Raw genomic sequence first — 16,482 nt, forward strand, 5'->3', positions numbered from 1 at the left:
CAATGCTCGCCATTCGACACGATGCGTTTCCCTTCGAGGCCGTGCGCGACCTCATCGGGATCCTGCGGGCGATGTATTCCGCCGCCCGAGCTCGCGGCGCCGGACCCCGGCAGCTGGCGGCCATCGGCGCCATCGGCAGCGAGCTCCGTCACGCCGTGGAGCTCGCCCTCGAGCACGAGCCGGGCACGCTGGGCCACGCCGCCGCCTGGCAGCGCGCCGAGCACGCCACCGGACGTCTCGCGGATCTCGTCGACTGCACCACGCCCCTCGAGCCCACCCTCGACGCCGCCGCCCGCCGCATCCGCGAGCTGTCTCCCAGCGCCGCTCGCGAGAGCGCCCGCCGCGCCCGAATCCGCCGCGGCTGACCTCTTTACATTTGGGTGTTGGTCCGGCGCGAGCCCCGTCGCGTTCCGCTCGCTCTTGGTGCCGAAGCCCGGACTTGAACCGGGACGCCATCGCTGGCAACGGATTTTGAATCCGCCGCGTCTGCCAATTCCGCCACTTCGGCCTGGGTGAGGACGCCCGAATAGCACCATTGCGGAGTCCAGCCAACCATCACTTCGCTCCATGGCCGCTCAGAACGTTCCAGACAGCGTGGCCGCGACTGCGCTGTCTGTGACGATGATCGAGGGCCGTGCGCGGATGCCGGGCGAAGGCTCTGTGTCTTCCCAGGCGATGGCGGCGGCATCGACGACCATCACGATGGGAATGCTCACGGCAGCGGCGACCAAGGCGGCTGCCTGCCCGTCGGACAGAAATTGTTCGTCTTCGGGCGAGGACGCAGCGGCTAGGCCGACGGCCAGGATTGCGAGAGGTGAAAGGCGCAGTCCGAAGCTCCCCAGGCACTTGCCGGGGTGTCCCTCGAACAGGTGAACCAGAGGCGCGCCGACCATGTAGCCGGCGATCGCCGGGACCCACAGCGCCGGAACCGCGGCGCCGCCAGCGCCAAGCGTCAGCGACGCCGCATCCGTTGCCAGTACCTCGCCGCCATACCAGCGCCGCTCCGGGGGATCGCCGCGCCGGCCGTCGGGGGCTGGCGCGCCGGACCAGCTGAGCCGTGGTGCTGGCCACGCGGGCGCTGGGGGTGGGACGAGCGGCGGAGTCGGAGCTGGCGGCGGCGGTGCCGCGTTCGGCGCCACCGCCGGCTCCGGCTCCGCGGGGAAGGCTGCGGTTGGCGGAGCGTCTTGGGCGCGAGCAGACCCCGAGAGCACCAGCACCAGCAGCGCCCAACGCGTGGGTCTCAAAACACGCCCCCCACACTGGCGCTGACCCGGTTCTTGTCGATCGTCACGGATGCCGACAGCACCTCGAAGCCCGCCGTGCGCGGCACGTCCTCCCACGCCAGCGCCTGCGCATCGATCATCATGACGGCCAAGGCGGAGATGCCGGCAAGCGTGAGCCCGCGCCCCAAGGAGCCTTGCTCGCCGCTGGACGCCCCCGCCAACAGCACGAACGCGGGCACCGTGCGAAGCCCGATACTGGCCAGTCCCTTCAGCGGATGGCCCTTGGCGATGTGCGCGACCGGGGCTCCTACGAAGTAGACGCCGAGTCCCGTGAGGATTGCCGGCATCGAGTCGAGCTCCGCGCCGCCCACGACGAGCCCTGTAGCCACCACGTCGGGGGCCAAGGTGTACCCGCCGTACCAGCGGCGACGCGGGGGAAGCGCGTCGCCTGCGAAGGAGCCGCTGCGATCCACCTCCAACTGAAAGGCGTCGGGCCAGTGTTTCGATGCCTGTGGTGCTTCGTCGACAGCTGTCGTCGCAGTGTCACGGTCCTGGGGCTTCGCAGGCACGGAAAGCGGGACGAACAGCGTCAGGGTAGCGATGGCCAGGGACAGGAGCGGTCGCACGCACCAGGCCCAAGCAAGCGCCGAGCCACGCTACGTGAGCAGGTACACCGCGAAGGTACCGAGCCAATGGCTGCCGGCGTAGTGCTCCGGATGAATGCCGGCGAGCGCGGCTTCCGTGTGGGCACGGGCGGCGTCGAGTAGGGGCGCGGCGAGGGCGTGCCCGCAGGGCAGGCCCTCGGCGATGCCCCGGAGCATCCACGCGCGACTGGCGTTCAGGCCGTCCAAATGCGCGAGCCGTCCATCGCTCGGATCGGGACAGCGCACCGGCGCGAAGCTGCCGTCCGTCAGGGAGGTTCCGCGGCGCGGCAAAAAAACAGAAAGCCAATCCGCGAAGGCTTCCGGCGCCAGCACCCGACGCATCAGGTCGGCTTCGCCCAGGCACGGTGAAAGGAAGTCGAAGGCGCTCGGCTCGAGATGCAACGGGCCGTCGCGATCGCCTTGGTACAGCCGGCGCGCGTCCCGCGCGATGGAGTCTGCCATCTCGCTGCGGCCGGTGGCGCGGGCGGCGTCCAAGGCCAAGCTCAAGCCGAAGGCGCTCTGTCCGTGCTCGCCCGAACGCACGGGATAGGGGAGCTCCGCGGCGTAGCGGGCGAGGCGATCGAAGCCGAGCTCCATCAGCGGAGCGAGCACGTCTCGCCAGCGGAGGGCGTCGTCGTCGTGCTCGAAGCGGCGGAGCTCAGCGCCCAGCGTCAGCAGCCAACCCATGCCGTAGGGCAGCTCGAAGCGCGCCCGACCGTCGCGCATCAGGTACTCGAGCTCACCGTGGATGCGCTCGGGAGTGAAGGAGACATCCAGGGCGGCGCGCGCTTCGGAGGCGAAGGGCTCAGTTGGAAACAGGCGCACGAGACGCGCGAGCATCCAGTGGCCGTGCACGGCGGAGTGCCAATCGAAGCAGCCGAAGAACGCCGGCGTCAGCTCCCGAGGAGCGCGCACGTCGGCATCACTCGTCAGAAGATGGCCGATGCGATTCGGGTACTCGCGATGGAGCCCGCCCAGCGCCAGGGCCGCGAGCTCCGCCGCGAGGGTCGGCGTGAGGTTCACTGCTTACTGCGGCGGGATCGACGCGCAGCCCAGCACGATCTGGATGCCACCGTTGGGATCCTGCTGCACCTGATCGCAAGTGGCGGGGCACAGGATGATCTTCGTCGGGTTCGCGTCGTTGTCGTAGTACCAGCCGCCCGGCACGCAGGCGGAAGCGCCGCTGACCTTGTAGAACTGCTGCGAGCCGCCGGCGCCCGGTGTGTAGGTGATGTTCACCTTGGTGGGATCCACGGGTTGGCCCGGATCTCCCTTGGGCATCGAGTACTCGCAGGCGAGCAGCGACCCGCTGATGCTCTTCAGCTTGTCGATCAGGAGCTGCTTCGCGTTGGTGCCGCTGCCCAGGAAGAACGCCGCGCCGCCGCCGGCCTGGGCGATGGTCTGCAGATCCGCTTCCTTCGAGCCCTGCAGGCCCAGGCAGAAGGTGGGCACGCTGGGCGTGCCGTTGAACGCCGTGGAGGCCAGGTTCGCGATGTTGGAGATGGCCAGCTGGAAGGTCGAGCAGTACGACGCTTCCGGAATGCCGTCGGTCACCAAGATCACCGCGGCCTTCTGACCGGGGTTGGAATTCATGAACGCCTGCGCCGCCTGCAGGGCGCCACCGAGGCCGCCGTACATCGGCGTGTACTGACCACTGACCGGCGTGTTCGCGTTGAGCGAGTTGATGAGCGCCTGCTCCTGGGTGTCCGCCGGGGCGGGGTCGCTGGTGAGCGGGCCGAGGGGCACCTCGGGAACGGTGTAGTCGTTCGGATCGCAGGTGAGGGGCGATTTCTTCGGGAAGTAGCTGAGGGCGATCTTCAGACCGGCGGACTGCGGGTCGCCGAAGAACTCGATCAAGCCGGGCTTGACGTTGGGCCAGTGGCCCGCGTTCACCATGGAGCCCGATACGTCGAGGGCGATGAAGATGTTCAGGGGGATCTGATCCGCGTTCTGCTGCGTGGTGGCGCAGCCGGAGTCGGGCGTCAGACCAGAGTCCTTGGTGCCTCCGGCATCGATGATGATGCCGCCACCGCCACCATTGCCGGAGCCGTTGCCGAAGCCGCCGAAGTTACCGGACCCGCCGTTGGCAGAGACGCCACCGCCGCCCGCCACGTTGTTCCCGCCGCTCCCCGCGCTGCTACACGCCAGCGCGGAGCCCGCAGCGAAGAGACCGATCAAAAGCGAAGTCAGCGTCTTGGACATGGACAGCTCCCGGTTCGTCCCCTGTGGCCGAAGGTTAGCACACCCTCGGCCAGCGGACCGGCAGCTATTCGGGCCGAAACACACCCACGAAGTCGTCCAGCACGTAGAGCCCTTGGCGGGCGTCCCCCCGCGAAAGGTAGGGAGCGCGGGTGGCGCGCACCAGCCCGAGGCCCAGCGGGGCCAGCACCTCGCGCACGAGGCTTTCTGCCGCGCTCTCCCAGTCGGCGCCGCGGATGGGCAGCGGCTCGCGGGGATCGCGGGTCTGGCCGCCGTCGTACACGAAAGGGCTGTAGGGCAGGGGGGTCGCTACCACCAGCACGCCCTTTGGCGATAGCGCATCGCGTAACCGACGGAGCAGCGTGCGCGGTCGGTCCGCCCGATCGAGCACGTTCAACAGCGTGATGGCGTCATAGGGCGCCGCCGGTACGTTGCTTTCCGCGAGATCCACTCGAAAGCTCTGCCAACCGCGACGACGCAGCCGGCGCACCATGGGCCGCGACGTCTCCGTGGTGGTGACCGTGTCGAAGCGGGTGGCGAAGCGCTCCGTCACGCCGCCCGAGCCCGCCCCCACGTCGAGCAGCCGTCCCCGGGCGCTGTCCGCCAAGAGCTCGCTCCACTGCGCGCGACTCAGCAGGAACAGTGGATAGGTGTCGAGCAGCCCGTTGATGTCGAAGTCCGACAGAAAGGGTCGGAGGGCCGCGTGCAAGGCCATGACCCCGCGGCCGTGCCGGTGCGCCGCGGCGTGATCGATGAACGCGCGGGTCTCGTCGTCCACGCCGAAGCGCACGAACGCACTGCGCAGCGTGCGCGAGACTCGGGAGAGGTCGCAGCCGTAGCGCAGCTCGTCCACGCCTCCATCGTAGTGGGCTTTTGTCGGGGCGGCGCGGTAACGGCATCGCGTATGCTCGGCCCATGGCGGAGACCGTGGCACTTTGGCTCGAGGGGGCCGGCGCCCATCACGACGTGGTGAGCTGGGCGGAGGCGTACGGCGCCGACTTTCGGGCGGCGTGGGACGCGTGCCCGCGGGGCGACTGGCTGCTCGGCATTGCCGCTCGGGTCGGCGTGGAGCGGCCGCGACTGGTGGCGGCGGCGGCGAGTGCGGCGCGAACGGCCCTCGACTGCGTGCCCGCGGACGAGCTCCGCCCCGAGCACGCGGTGAGCGTCGCCGAAGCGTGGGCGCGGGGAAGCGAGCGAGGGCGACGTGCGCGCGGCGGCGGACGCCGTGGCCGCCGCCGCGCCGCCGGATCCCGCGGTGGCGGCCGCGGCGATGGCCGCCCACGCCGCTGCGCTTTCGGCGACGGACCCCGAGGCGGCACCGCTCGCGGCGGTGCACGCCGCGGAGGCCGCCCTGCTCGGCGTGCCGGACTGCGCGATGCTCTCCGCGCTGAGCCACGCGCACGCGTCCGCGGCGGACGCCGTCCGACGTCACGTGCCGTTCGAGGTCGTCGCGCCGCACTTCGCGTGAGCGGCGGACGCGGACATTTGGCTCGCTGAGACGGCCGACGCAGGTGCGGGGAGCGACGAATATCGTCGCAGGCGCGGACGTTTGGCCCTGCGCGACGGCGAGGGCAAAGGGAAGGGGCAAGGGCGAGGGCGAGGGCAGGGGCACGAGTCGCGGGCAAAGGCGGGGGCAGGGGCACGAGTCACGGGCAAGGGTCGCGGGCAAGGGCAGGGGCACGGGCACGGGCACGGGCGCGGGCAAGCGCACGGGCGCGGACAAGGGCAGGGGCAAGGGCATGGGCGAGGGCGCTCAAGGTTACGGACAGGACGTCGCTTGCACCTTGGGCACGGGCATTCCGCGCGACGGCATCATGAGCAGGGGGACGAGTCGGGAGCTGGGCGTCTTGGTCGGTGTGGAACGATCGGAGCATGCGCGCGCCAGCTGGCGCTGGCACTGGCGCCTGCAGAGCGGGGAGCGAGGGAGAAGAAACGCGAGGGGCGGCGAGGGCTCGAGCTCCTTTCTGGAGTGAAAGGAGCTCTCGCATGACCCAATTCGATTCAGCCGGCTCACGACTTCCGCATCATCGACTCAGGGGAAGCGCACGGGCTCGGGCAAGGGCGAGCGCATGGGCATGGGCAAGCGCAACGGGCAGGGGCAAAGGCACGGGCACGAGCACGGGCAAGGGCAGGGGCAAGGGCAGGGGCAAGGGCACGACACGTGGGCAAGGGCACGGGCGCGAGCAAGGAGAGGAGCGGCGAAGCTTGGTTGGCGCTGCGACGGCGGGGAGCATGCGCGTGCCAGCTGGCGCTGGCACTGGCGCCTGCAGAGCGGGGAGCGAGGGAGAAGAAACGGCGAGGGGCGGCGAGGGCTCGAGCTCTTTTCTGGAGTGAAAGGAGCTCTCGCATGACCCAATTCGATTCAACCTGCTCAGGACTTCCGCATCATCGACTCAGGGGAAGCGCACGGGCTCGGGCAAGGGCGAGCGCATGGGCATGGGCAAGCGCAACGGGCAGGGGGGCACGGGCAAGGACAGGGGCAAGGGCAGGGGCAAGGGCAGGGGCAAGGGCACGACACGTGGGCAAGGGCACGGGCGCGAGCAAGGAGAGGAGCGGCGAAGCTTGGTTGGCGCTGCGACGGCGGGGAGCATGCGCGTGCCAGCTGGCGCTGGCACTGGCGCCTGCAGAGCGGGGAGCGAGGGAGAAGAAACGGCGAGGGGCGGCGAGGGCTCGAGCTCTTTTCTGGAGTGAAAGGAGCTCTCGCATGACCCAATTCGATTCAACCTGCTCAGGACTTCCGCATCATCGACTGAGGGCCTACGGCATCGCGGTGGACCTGCTGGACGCCGTGCGCGCGGCAAACATCCGCGACCGAAAGCTGCGAGATGAAGCGCTGCGGGCCGCGAAGTCCACGTGCCTGAACGTGGCCGAAGGCGCCGGGCGCTTCACGCGAGCAGACAAGGCGCGGGCGTACACCGTTGCCCGGGGCGAGCTGGTGGAGGCGGTCGCCGCGGTGGAGATTGCGGCGCGCGTTGGGGAAGCGCGGGCCGAGGGCGTGGCGCCCGTCGTGAAGCTGGGCAATCTGCTGTACGCCATGCTCACCCGGCTCATCGTGTGAGCCGTTCCGCTCATCGTGTGAGCCGTTCCGCTCATCGTGTGAGCCGTCGAGCGCGGCCAACGGGCACGGGCAAGGGCAGGGGCAGGGGCAGGGGAAAGGGCAGGCGCACGAGCCGCGGACACGGGCAAGCGCACGAGCCGCGGGCACGAGCCACGCGCACGAGCCGCGGGCACGAGCCACGCGCACGAGCCGCGGGCAAGGGCAAGCGCACGAGCGACGCGCGCGAGCAGGAGCACGCGGGCGAGCTCAGGTTGGAGAGCGGGGCGCGCGAGCTCGCAGTTGGAGGGACGTCAAGCGCTCAGCTTGGAGAAGGGACCCTGGATGGCGACGGTGAGGCCATCGTGCTGGATGTTGGCGAACAGCGTGTGGGCGTCGGGGGAGAGACACACGCCGGCGAACTCGGTGCTGCTCATGGCGTTGCGCGCGATGTCGTACACCTTGCCGGCGGGGGTGATGCCGCGCAGGAACTGATCGCCGCTGCCGTCTTCTGCCAGGAGCACGTCGCCCCAGGGGGCGACGGTGATGTTGTCGGGGCAGTCGAGGCGGCTCGTGTCCGTGGCTTCGGCCAGGAGCGAGAGGGTGGCGGCGGCGGGATCGAGCACGAAGATCTGGCCGGCGTGCTTCCGACCGCCGGTGGTGGAGCACACGAACACGCGCCCCTTGTGAAAGGCGATGCCCTCGCCGCGGCGGATGCGGGCGGCGCCGTGCTCTCGGGCTTGGGCCCGGACGGAGTCCTTCTTAGGCGTGGCTTCCGGCACGTCGACCCAGCCGATCTTCACCGGTTTGCCGATCTTCATCTCGCTCGCGGTGTCGAAGCGCGGGCTGCCCGGTACCTTCAGCGCCTGCAGCTTGCCCTCGAAGGGGTTCCTCGGATCCTTCGGCACGAAGCGGTACAGGCAGGAGTCCCCCCGGTCTTCCGTGAGGTAGGCCACGTGGGACTTGGGATCGATGGCGACGGCTTCGTGATTGAAGCGGCCATAGCCATCGATGCGCTTCGGAGCGCGCACGCTGGTGGCGTCCTTGGGACACAGGAACACGAAACCGTGGCCGTCCTCCACGGTCTCCTCGCACGAGAGCCAACCCCAAGGGCTCGGGCCACCGGCGCAGTTGCGGATGGTGCCCGTGAGCACGAGGTTCTGCGAGAGGACGTCGAGGCTCTTGGCGCTGAGCACGATGCGGGTGACGCCGCCGTGGGCGCTCGCGTCGTACGCTTCTTTGGGTGGAGCCTGGCCTTCGTGCAGGGCGCCCAGGCGCCGCACGTGGCCGATCTCGTGGTTGCGCATCAACACCAGCGTGCCCTTGGGGCCGGTGAAGCACGCCATGCCGTCCGCCAGCGCGGGCACGCGGTAGCCGTCGCTCATGGCATCTCCCGCGCGGCTCAGCACGCGGTAGGAAAAGCCGGGCGGCAAGTCGAGGATGCCTCTCGGATCCGCGCGCAACGAGGGCGGCAGCTTGCCCCGTGGGCGAAACAGCCACGGCATCGGCAGCGCCAGGGCCGCGGCCGTCGCGCCGCCCACCTTGAGCACGGTCCGGCGATCCACGGCGCGCAGTTTGGCGCGCGAAGCGGTCTCGGTCAAAGCCCGACCAGGCTCAACGAGGTCACCACGCCGCCCATCACGCGACTATCGCCACACAGGAGCGCGGCGGAGCGCGTCGGAGCGTCGCCCACTGCGAGCAGGTGTCCCGGTGTCGAGGGGAAGAAGCTGAGCGTCTTCGCTTGGAAGCCAGGACAGGCCGCGCCATCGAGTTGCCACACACGAAGCGTGCGGCGCGCGTCGGCGCTGAGCTCGAACAGGGAAGTGGTGCCTTCCGCGGCCGCCGGCACCACGGCTCCGTCGACCATCAGCGGGGTGGCGTGACGAACCGCGAGCAACCATCCACCGTCGCTGGTCGTCGACACGCCGAGGACCTGCGTTTGCTGCGTCGCGAAGCCGGGCTCCATCAGCGGCCGAGAGAGCGTGACACGTCCGGCGGCATCGAGCGCCACGACCTGAATCTCGAATCGATAGCCACCGGCGATGATCTGATCGCCCGTCACCACGGCCACCACACCGCCGCTGTCGAGCACGCGCAGGGCGCCCCACTGGGGATAGCTAGCCGGCATCAGCGGCAGCGCGGTGTCTCGGCACGGGCTGTTCGCGGCACAACGGCGGAGCCGGGGCGTTCCATCCTTGCTCTTCCACAGCCGGAAAAGCTCGCCCTTCGCGTCGACGCTGGTCACTCGACCGAGCAGGATCCCGGGCGTCGTCAGATCCACGACGTAGGACTCCCGAGCGGCACCGTCGGCGGTCACGTGCACGACGTGAGTCTGGGCATCGCGGATCGTGAGCCAAGCGCCGTTCCCTCCGTCCGCATGGATGCTGCATCCGAACATGGAGCCTCCGGCATGGACGCCTGGACGATTCGAATCGTCCAACAGCCGTGAGAGGTTCTTGGCCCATAGCGCCTTGCCGTCGAGGTCGTAGGCTGCGACAAAACCTGTCTCGGATTCGAAGCCGGTGTCTTGGCCTGGCACCTTGGGAGGGGGGATGTTCGGCAACCGTACGCCACCGGCGTCGAAGCCGTTGGCGTGCGTACCCACGACGAAGAGACGATCGCCGATCACGCGCACGTCGTGGACCAGGTTGTGCCACTGGCTGCCGAAGGCGTGGGACCAGCGTGGAGCGCCGTTCGCGTCGAAGGAGGCGAGCACCATCTGCTCGAACCCGCGGGCAGGGTGCTTTTCGCCCGCGAGCTCGAAGGCCATGTAGGAGCCTCCGCCCACGTACACGTTGCCCGCGTCGTCGGCCGCGGCGGCGGACAGCTCGCAGGGGCGAACGCGCGAGGTCGTCGCCACGCAGGCGCGCGTCCACGCGCTCCGCCAGCTGCCGAGGGCGGGCGCGGGGGTGGGCGGCGCGCTGGCGGGCACTTCCGCCAACACCGCGGGCGCCTGGGCGGGTGGGGGCCGCGCCGCGTGCTGTGTCGTGCAGCCTGCGGCGAGCCCCGCGCAAATCATTGACGCTCCTCGCATCTCCGGTTTCCTACGCTCTGCCCCGCGCGGCTCTCCCCCGGCGCTTCCGCGGCGGACCGACAAACCCAATCAGCTGGGCAGGGGCTTGTCGCGCAGGTGCCAGGCGGTGCGCATGGCCATGGTCATGATGGAGAGCTGCGGGTTCACGCCGAGGCTCGTGGGCAGCACGCTGCCGTCGGCTACGTAGAGCTCTTTCAGATCCCAGCTCTCGCCGTGAGGATCCACGACGGAGCTCTTGGGTGACGTTCCCATGCGACAGGTGCCGAGGGGATGCTGGGAGCTGGCTTCGAGCTGGCTACCTTTCACGTGATCGAGATCCAGACCGGCGAGCTGATCCGCCTGGATGCCGCCGAGCCCCAAGATGGGGAGGAACACCTCGCGGGCGCCGGCGGCGAAGTAGATCTCCGCCATGCGTCGCATCAAGGTCGGCACCACGGCGCGATCGCGCGCCGACATGCGGTAGGTCATCACCGGCTTGCCCAGCACGCGGCTGATGCGCCCGCCCGCGTCGTCGTGGATCATACCGCCGAAAATGGCCAGATTCGGCACCGTTGCCGCGCGCGCAGCATGGGCGCGGCCGACGCCCGGCATGGTGGCGGCGAGCACGCCGGGCGGCACGAACAGCCCGACCATGGTGATGCGATCGCGCTCGAAGGCGTCGCTGTAGGCGCTCTGTAGCGAGCCCTTCCAACCTTCCACCGGCTCGTCGAAGCGCGCCATCACGCGGAAGCCCGGATGCAACGTGAGGTTCTTGCCGACCTGACCCGAACGCACGCCGATGCCGTTGTCCATCAACAGCAAGGCGGAAGCGTAGGAGCCCGCCGCCACGACCACTCGCCGCGCGTGCACCACGACCCGCCCGGCGGGTTTGCGACGCGGCCCTTGCAAGAAGCGCCCGGCGACACCGACGGCGCGGCCGCCCTTGTGCAGGATTCGCTCGACGCGGCAGTCCGACACCAGCTCCGCTCCCGCTGCCAGGGCACGGGGCAGGTAGGTGATGTCCACGCTCATCTTGGCACCGTGGGGGCAGCCGAAATTGCAGCGCCCGCAGCCGTTGCAGCCCTTGGTGTTGCGGCGCAGCGGTTTGGTCTCGACTCCGAGGCGATCGGCGCCTTCCAGAAACAGCTGCGTGGAGCGCGACCGCATGTGGGCCGGGACCTCTTCCACGTGCACGTCTCGCTCCACCGCCCGGTGGCAGGCCTCCATCTTCTCTTCCGTGAGGTCCGTGAGGCCGTGATCTTTCGCCCACTCCTCGAGCACCGGGCCCGGAATGCGGAAGCACACGCCGCCCGTGAGCACCGACGAACCGCCCACGCACTGGCCCATCATCACGTTGATCATGGGCGTGTCGCCTTGGCCGATCGCGAACGTCAGCCCGCCGTCGCGCCACAGGTGGCGCATGCTCTCGGAGGGTCGCATCTTGCCGTAGCGCTCGGGCGGGTAGTGGCCGCCTTCTTCCAGCACCACCACGCGCTGCCCGGCTTCAGCCAGCTGACAGGCGACCACGGCGCCGCCGGCACCGGAGCCAATCACCACCACGTCGGTGTCGAGGGTCAGATCCCCGTCGTGGTCGCGTCCATGCAAGATGCTCATGAGCGCTCTCCGCCGGCGAGCAAGCATTGCCCGTCGAAGCCGATCTGCGCAGCGGCGTCGGGGTGCTCGTAGTAGATGACGCACAAGAACGCCTTCACCGCGACCACCGGCGCGCCCAAGCTCCCGTGCTCCAGCTGCGCCAGCGCCCGCACGCGCTCGGAAACCGGCAGCTTGCCGAGGCTCGTGAAGCGGAGAATGGACAGCGGCGCCAGCACGCCGAGGGCGAACAGCGCGAGGCGCAGCACCCACAGCGTGCGCGCTCCGGAGCGCGCCAAGAAGTCCTCACACTCGAGCGCGAGCCAGTCGAGACGTTCCTTCGGTGGCGGACCCTCGTCCGTGACGAAGATCGCTTCTGCCACGTTGCGAAGTGCGACGACCATCTTGGGCGGAACGATGGGCGTACCGCCTTCGTCCCGAAGCGGTACTACGCTGCTTCGATCGCTGTCGTTCATGCGGCGGGCCGAAGCCTCTCACAGCGCGCATCTCTGCCACAAGCGCCGTGCGGGGGTGGCGGTTGCTCGGCCTCGGGCCTACGCATATACTGCGCGCCCCCTGAGGGGTCCCACGTCAGGTTGGGGATTTTTTTCGCGCGTTCGAGGGGTGGAAGCTCACCACACGAAAGGACAAGAACGAGATGGACTTCGTCGTACCGCCGCTACCGTATTCCAAGGATGCTCTCGAGCCCGTGATGAAGCAGGAGACGCTCGAGTTTCACTACGAGAAGCATCACAAGGGCTACATGAACAAGCTGAAGGCCGCCCTCGAGGGCAAGCCGGAAGCGCAGAAGAGCTTGGAAGAGGTGATCAAGAGCTCCTCCGGTGGCGTGTTCAACAACGCCGCGCAGGTTTGGAACCACAGCTTCTTCTGGGACGGCATGAAGCCGGGCGGCGGTGGTGCTCCTCCCGCGGGGGACGTGGCGGATCTCATCACGCGCGACTTCGGCGGCTGGGACAAGTTCCGCGAAGAGTGGATCAAGGTCGGCGCCGGGCGTTTCGGCTCCGGCTACGTCTGGCTCGTCCTCGACGGCGGCAAGGCCAAGGTGATGGACACGCCGAACGCGGAGACGCCGCTGACCACGCCGATGAAGCCGCTGCTCACCACCGACGTGTGGGAGCACGCCTACTACTTGGACCACCGCAACAACCGCAACGCGTTCCTCGAGATCTACTGTGACAAGCTCATCAACTGGGAGTTCGTCGCCAAGAACCTCAAGGGCTGAGCCCCGAGCGCAACAAGCGAAAACGCCCCTACCGAGGAATCGGCGGGGGCGTTTCTTCATTTGGGTTTCTCGCGGCGCGATACCCGTCAGTTTCCGTCCGTGCTCACCGGCAGAATGGGCGCCCAGATCAGTCGATCCAGCATGGCGTCGTCGACCATCATGCCGCGGTCGCTGAAGAACAGCGCGTTGTGATCGTCCCCTTCGCGCTGCTCCGCGACGAAGATGATGCCTTGGCCCTGCTCGTTGTAGCCGAGCTGCACGATGGCGTTCTTCAACCAGCGACCGCCGCCGTCGAACTCGATGGCGTCGGGAAGGGTGTAGAAACCTTCCGGCGGAAGCGACTTGAGCGTCTTGGCCCAGGTGGGCGAGCGCAGCGGGGTCGTGGGCTCCCCCCAGAACCAACGGTTGTTGCGGTTCTGACCGGGGCGCACGACGAACTTCACGCCGCCGTTCTGCGGTTGCCCCAGGTACACGAGCACTCCCGCGGGGAACGCTTCCTCGTGGCCCGGATAGGGTTGGGTAGTGCGATACAGTCCCGGATCGGGAAGGTCGATCATCTCGGCTCCAAAAAAGGGTTGATAGGCGAGGCGCGCAATCTAACGCATCATCGGTCCAAGACAACCCGAGATCTTCCCAAGAGCGCGGACCTAACGTAGACAGTCAACGTGCGCCCTCGAACGTCGATCGCCGTTTCCATCGTGATGCTGTGCGCCGGCTGTAACGCACCAGGCCATTCCGGGGGAGGCAAGCTGCCGCCGGTGGAGCGCCCCACGGGGCCCATGCCGCTGGATGCGGCGCAAAGCTACGTGTTGGCGTTGGTGAACCACGATCGCGCCGAGCAGGGCCTCGAGCCGGTGGAGCTGGACGACGTCGCGTCCAAGACCGCGGAGCGGCACGTGCGCGACATGGTCGCCCACGGCTTCACCGCCCACTGGGGCACGGACGGCTCCGTCCCGGAGCAGCGCTACACCGAAGCGGGCGGCACGGACTTCGTGCAGGAGAACGCCGCCTGCTTCTTCGACGGCGAGACGCGCCAGGTGGAGCCCAATCCCACCTTCGAAGCAGTGCAGCTCGAGCAGATCGAAGCCGCCTTCATGGCGGAGGTGCCGCCCAACGACGGTCACCGCAAGAACATCCTGAAGCCCGTCCACAAGCTGCTCGGCGTCGGTCTCGCCAAGCCGGTGGGCGTGAGCCAGCCGTGCATGTCCCAGGAGTTCGTGGACGACTACGGCGACTACGAGGCGCTGCCGGCGACGGCGAAGCCCGGGCAGAAGATCACCGTCGCCGGAGCCGTGCAGGATCCAGTGGAGTTTGGCGGCGTGGGCCTCTCCAAGATCGATCCGCAGGCGCCCATCAGCGCGGCCAAGCTCAACAGCACCAACGTGTACAACGTCCCCGAGCCCTACGTGATGTTCTTTCCGGCGGGCTACAAGACGCCCAAGCCCGTCACGGTGAACGGCAAGGACTTCTCCATCACCGTGCCCCTCGATCGAGGGCCGGGTCGCTACGGCGTGAGCGTGTGGGGCCGCTACCCCGGCAGCGACCCGTTGGTGATGATCAGCCTTCGCATCATCACCGTGAAATGACCTGAAAACCCGGGGCTCGGGGCCATGTCTTGACGCCAGCTTCTAAAAGTAGGAAGTGCCACTTACTACTTCCATGAATGCGGGGCCCGAATTGGTGAAGATGGCGGTGCTGGCGAAGCGCAGCGGCGTTCCGGCGGCCACCATCAAGCACTACCTGCGGGAAGGCCTGATCCCGGGGCCTGTACGTCGCACTGCGCGCAACATGGCCTACTACGACGCGGGGGTGGTCGAGCGCATCGTGACCATCAAGCGACTGCAGCGTGATCACTTCCTACCCCTGAACGTGATCCGCGAGGTGCTCGACGGAACCCGCGCTGTCTCCAGTGACGGCGCGGCGGCCCTCGCCATTGCTCGCGTGCTGCGGAAGAAGTCGAACGGCGAGGACACGCGAACGCGCGCGGAGCTGCTCGCCGCGGGCGTGCGCGCGGAAGATCTGTCGTGGCTCGAGGGCATCGGCCTGGTCAACGCCGAGGGTGAGGGGGACGAGGCACGCTACGGCGGAGACGATCTCGCGATCCTTCGGGTGCTGGGCGCCGCGCGGCGTGCCGGCATCGCCGCGGAGATGCTGCCGGTGGAGGTGCTCGAGCCCTACGCTCGCGCGATCCGAGAGTTGGTGCGCGCGGAGCTGGCACTGTTTCGCGACGGCGTGCTGCCGCGGGCGGGACAGAACGTGGAAGAGCTGACGGAAGTGGCGACGCTCTTGAGTGAGCAGCTGGTGGTGCTGTTGCGCCGAAAGCTGCTGCTCCCGACCTTGGCCGAGCTCGCCGCGGCGTCCCCGCGCCGAGCCAACAAACGATCGAACTCCAGGAGCAAGAAATGAAGCAGTGGGTGGGCATTTTCCCGGTGATCCTCGCGGTGGCCTGTGGCGGATCCTCGGACGACGCGAGCCCCGGCGGCGGAGGGACGTCGAGCGGAGGCGCGGCGGGCAATGCGAGCGGCGGCGCGGCGGGCAATGCGAGCGGCGGCGCAGCGGGGGGAGGAGGCGCAGCCGGCAACGCGAGCGGCGGCGCGGCGGGGGGTGGAGGCGCGGCGGGGAGCGCGAGCGGCGGAGCGGCGGGCAGTGGAGGTGCGGCGTCGGATCCCACGACGCCGGGTCCCCTCGCCATCAAGAGCTACGACGGCACGGCCAGCGTGAGCACGACGGGGCACAGCTTTGCCGTGCGCTGCTACTACCCGACGAGCGGCGGACCGTACCCTGTGGTGTTGGTCGCTCACGGCTTCCAGCTGCCCCCAGCGCAGTACGCCAAGACAACTGAGCACCTCGCCGGCTACGGCCACGTGGCGTGCACGGTGGACTACCCCGCAGGCTTCACTGCGGACCATTTGGCGGGCGCACAGGATCTCTCGGGCGCGCTGGACTTCGTGCTCGCTGCTTCTGCGGCCAGCGGCAATCCGCTCTCGGGCCTGGTGGACCCCAGCGAGGTCGGCATGATGGGGCATTCCCTGGGCGGGAAGCTGAGCGTGCTTGCGGCCAGCTTGGACTCCCGCGTGGGCGCCGTGCTGGGGCTCGATCCGGTGGACACTTCTACTCTGTGCAGCCCGGCGAAATGTCCGGATGCGAGCGACAAGCTGCCGCTGCCGATCCCCACGGCGTTTCTCGGGGAGACCTTGGACGCGACGGCGGGCCTCGGCGGCCAGGCCTGCGCGCCCAAGGCCGACAATTTCGAGACCTTCTACGCCAAGGCCAGCTCCCCGAGCATCCAGGTGACCCTGGAGGGCGCGAACCACATGAGCTTCTTGGACGATCCTTCGAGCTGCGGGCTGACCTGCAGCTTCTGCAAGCAAGCGACCATGGCGCAGGCCACCGCGCTCGGCATCACCCGCGGCTATGCCGTGAGCTTCTTCGAGCGGTACCTGAAAGGCCGCGTCGAGTACGACACTTGGCTCACGGGCGCGGAGGCCCAGAAGAAGTGGGTGGCCACGAGCCAGATCCAGCTCGTGAGCAAGTGA

Annotated in this window: 16 protein-coding genes, 1 tRNA gene and 1 pseudogene; 7 read left to right on the forward strand and 11 right to left on the reverse strand. The window is 68.9% G+C overall.

The window, feature by feature from the left end:
* The first annotated feature begins 2 nt into the window (after nucleotides 1-2).
* Nucleotides 3-365 (forward strand): hypothetical protein, encoded by a 363-nt coding sequence (locus H6717_09100; protein ID MCB9577169.1) that lies wholly within the window; start codon nucleotides 3-5, stop codon nucleotides 363-365.
* Nucleotides 366-421: 56 nt separating this feature from the next.
* Here H6717_09100 and H6717_09105 read toward each other — a convergent pair.
* The 6 genes from H6717_09105 to H6717_09130 form a co-directional block, all read right to left on the reverse strand.
* Nucleotides 422-508 (reverse strand) — tRNA-Leu (locus H6717_09105).
* Between the two features lie 67 nt (nucleotides 509-575).
* A complete protein-coding gene (locus tag H6717_09110; protein ID MCB9577170.1) occupies nucleotides 576-1,244 on the reverse strand; it encodes a hypothetical protein in 669 nt (222 codons plus the stop codon).
* Nucleotides 1,241-1,849: a hypothetical protein gene (locus H6717_09115; protein MCB9577171.1), complete on the reverse strand. Its 609-nt coding sequence runs from the start codon at nucleotides 1,847-1,849 to the stop codon at nucleotides 1,241-1,243. The genes H6717_09110 and H6717_09115 overlap by 4 nt, the downstream gene beginning before the upstream one ends.
* 30 nt (nucleotides 1,850-1,879) lie before the next feature.
* Nucleotides 1,880-2,890, reverse strand: coding sequence for a DUF2891 domain-containing protein (locus H6717_09120; protein ID MCB9577172.1), 1,011 nt, complete (start codon nucleotides 2,888-2,890; stop codon nucleotides 1,880-1,882).
* A 3-nt stretch (nucleotides 2,891-2,893) separates the two neighbouring features.
* Nucleotides 2,894-4,069, reverse strand: coding sequence for a VWA domain-containing protein (locus H6717_09125; protein MCB9577173.1), 1,176 nt, complete (start codon nucleotides 4,067-4,069; stop codon nucleotides 2,894-2,896).
* A 64-nt stretch (nucleotides 4,070-4,133) separates the two neighbouring features.
* Nucleotides 4,134-4,919: a methyltransferase domain-containing protein gene (locus H6717_09130; protein MCB9577174.1), complete on the reverse strand. Its 786-nt coding sequence runs from the start codon at nucleotides 4,917-4,919 to the stop codon at nucleotides 4,134-4,136.
* 351 nt (nucleotides 4,920-5,270) lie between these two features.
* Here H6717_09130 and H6717_09135 point away from each other — a divergent pair, with 351 nt between their 5' ends.
* Nucleotides 5,271-5,534: a hypothetical protein gene (locus tag H6717_09135; GenBank protein MCB9577175.1), complete on the forward strand. Its 264-nt coding sequence runs from the start codon at nucleotides 5,271-5,273 to the stop codon at nucleotides 5,532-5,534.
* A gap of 1,236 nt (nucleotides 5,535-6,770) precedes the next feature.
* Entirely contained in the window at nucleotides 6,771-7,124 is a 354-nt protein-coding gene (locus H6717_09140; protein ID MCB9577176.1) for a four helix bundle protein, read from the forward strand.
* Between the two features lie 290 nt (nucleotides 7,125-7,414).
* On the opposite strand, the pseudogene H6717_09145 reads toward H6717_09140, so the two are convergent.
* The 4 genes and pseudogenes from H6717_09145 to H6717_09160 all read right to left on the reverse strand — a co-directional run bounded on the left by H6717_09145 (nucleotide 7,415) and on the right by H6717_09160 (nucleotide 12,179).
* Nucleotides 7,415-8,671: pseudogene (locus tag H6717_09145) on the reverse strand (DUF839 domain-containing protein).
* 26 nt (nucleotides 8,672-8,697) lie between these two features.
* Entirely contained in the window at nucleotides 8,698-10,134 is a 1,437-nt protein-coding gene (locus H6717_09150) for a hypothetical protein (GenBank protein ID MCB9577177.1), read from the reverse strand.
* 69 nt (nucleotides 10,135-10,203) lie between these two features.
* Nucleotides 10,204-11,727, reverse strand: a complete 1,524-nt coding sequence (locus tag H6717_09155; GenBank protein ID MCB9577178.1) for a GMC family oxidoreductase — start codon at nucleotides 11,725-11,727, stop codon at nucleotides 10,204-10,206.
* Nucleotides 11,724-12,179 (reverse strand): hypothetical protein, encoded by a 456-nt coding sequence (locus H6717_09160; protein MCB9577179.1) that lies wholly within the window; start codon nucleotides 12,177-12,179, stop codon nucleotides 11,724-11,726. The genes H6717_09155 and H6717_09160 overlap by 4 nt, the downstream gene beginning before the upstream one ends.
* 182 nt (nucleotides 12,180-12,361) lie before the next feature.
* Here H6717_09160 and H6717_09165 point away from each other — a divergent pair, with 182 nt between their 5' ends.
* Nucleotides 12,362-12,946 carry a superoxide dismutase gene (locus tag H6717_09165; GenBank protein ID MCB9577180.1) on the forward strand — a complete coding sequence of 195 codons (585 nt, stop codon included), beginning with the start codon at nucleotides 12,362-12,364 and terminating at the stop codon, nucleotides 12,944-12,946.
* An 86-nt stretch (nucleotides 12,947-13,032) separates the two neighbouring features.
* Here the strand turns inward: H6717_09165 and H6717_09170 are convergent, their stop codons facing one another.
* A complete protein-coding gene (locus tag H6717_09170) occupies nucleotides 13,033-13,503 on the reverse strand; it encodes a hypothetical protein (GenBank protein ID MCB9577181.1) in 471 nt (156 codons plus the stop codon).
* Nucleotides 13,504-13,611: 108 nt separating this feature from the next.
* On the opposite strand from H6717_09170, the gene H6717_09175 reads away from it, so the two are divergent.
* The 3 genes from H6717_09175 (at nucleotide 13,612) to H6717_09185 (ending at nucleotide 16,482) form a co-directional block, all read left to right on the forward strand.
* A complete protein-coding gene (locus tag H6717_09175) occupies nucleotides 13,612-14,532 on the forward strand; it encodes a CAP domain-containing protein (protein MCB9577182.1) in 921 nt (306 codons plus the stop codon).
* Between the two features lie 73 nt (nucleotides 14,533-14,605).
* Nucleotides 14,606-15,352: a MerR family transcriptional regulator gene (locus H6717_09180; protein ID MCB9577183.1), complete on the forward strand. Its 747-nt coding sequence runs from the start codon at nucleotides 14,606-14,608 to the stop codon at nucleotides 15,350-15,352.
* The gene (locus H6717_09185) at nucleotides 15,349-16,482 is read left to right on the forward strand and encodes a hypothetical protein (GenBank protein MCB9577184.1); all 1,134 of its coding nucleotides are present in this window, start codon (nucleotides 15,349-15,351) and stop codon (nucleotides 16,480-16,482) included. Before H6717_09180 ends, H6717_09185 begins: the two co-directional genes overlap by 4 nt.

The sequence above is a fragment of the Polyangiaceae bacterium genome (assembly GCA_020633235.1).
GTDB lineage: Bacteria > Myxococcota_A > Polyangia > Polyangiales > Polyangiaceae > JACKEA01.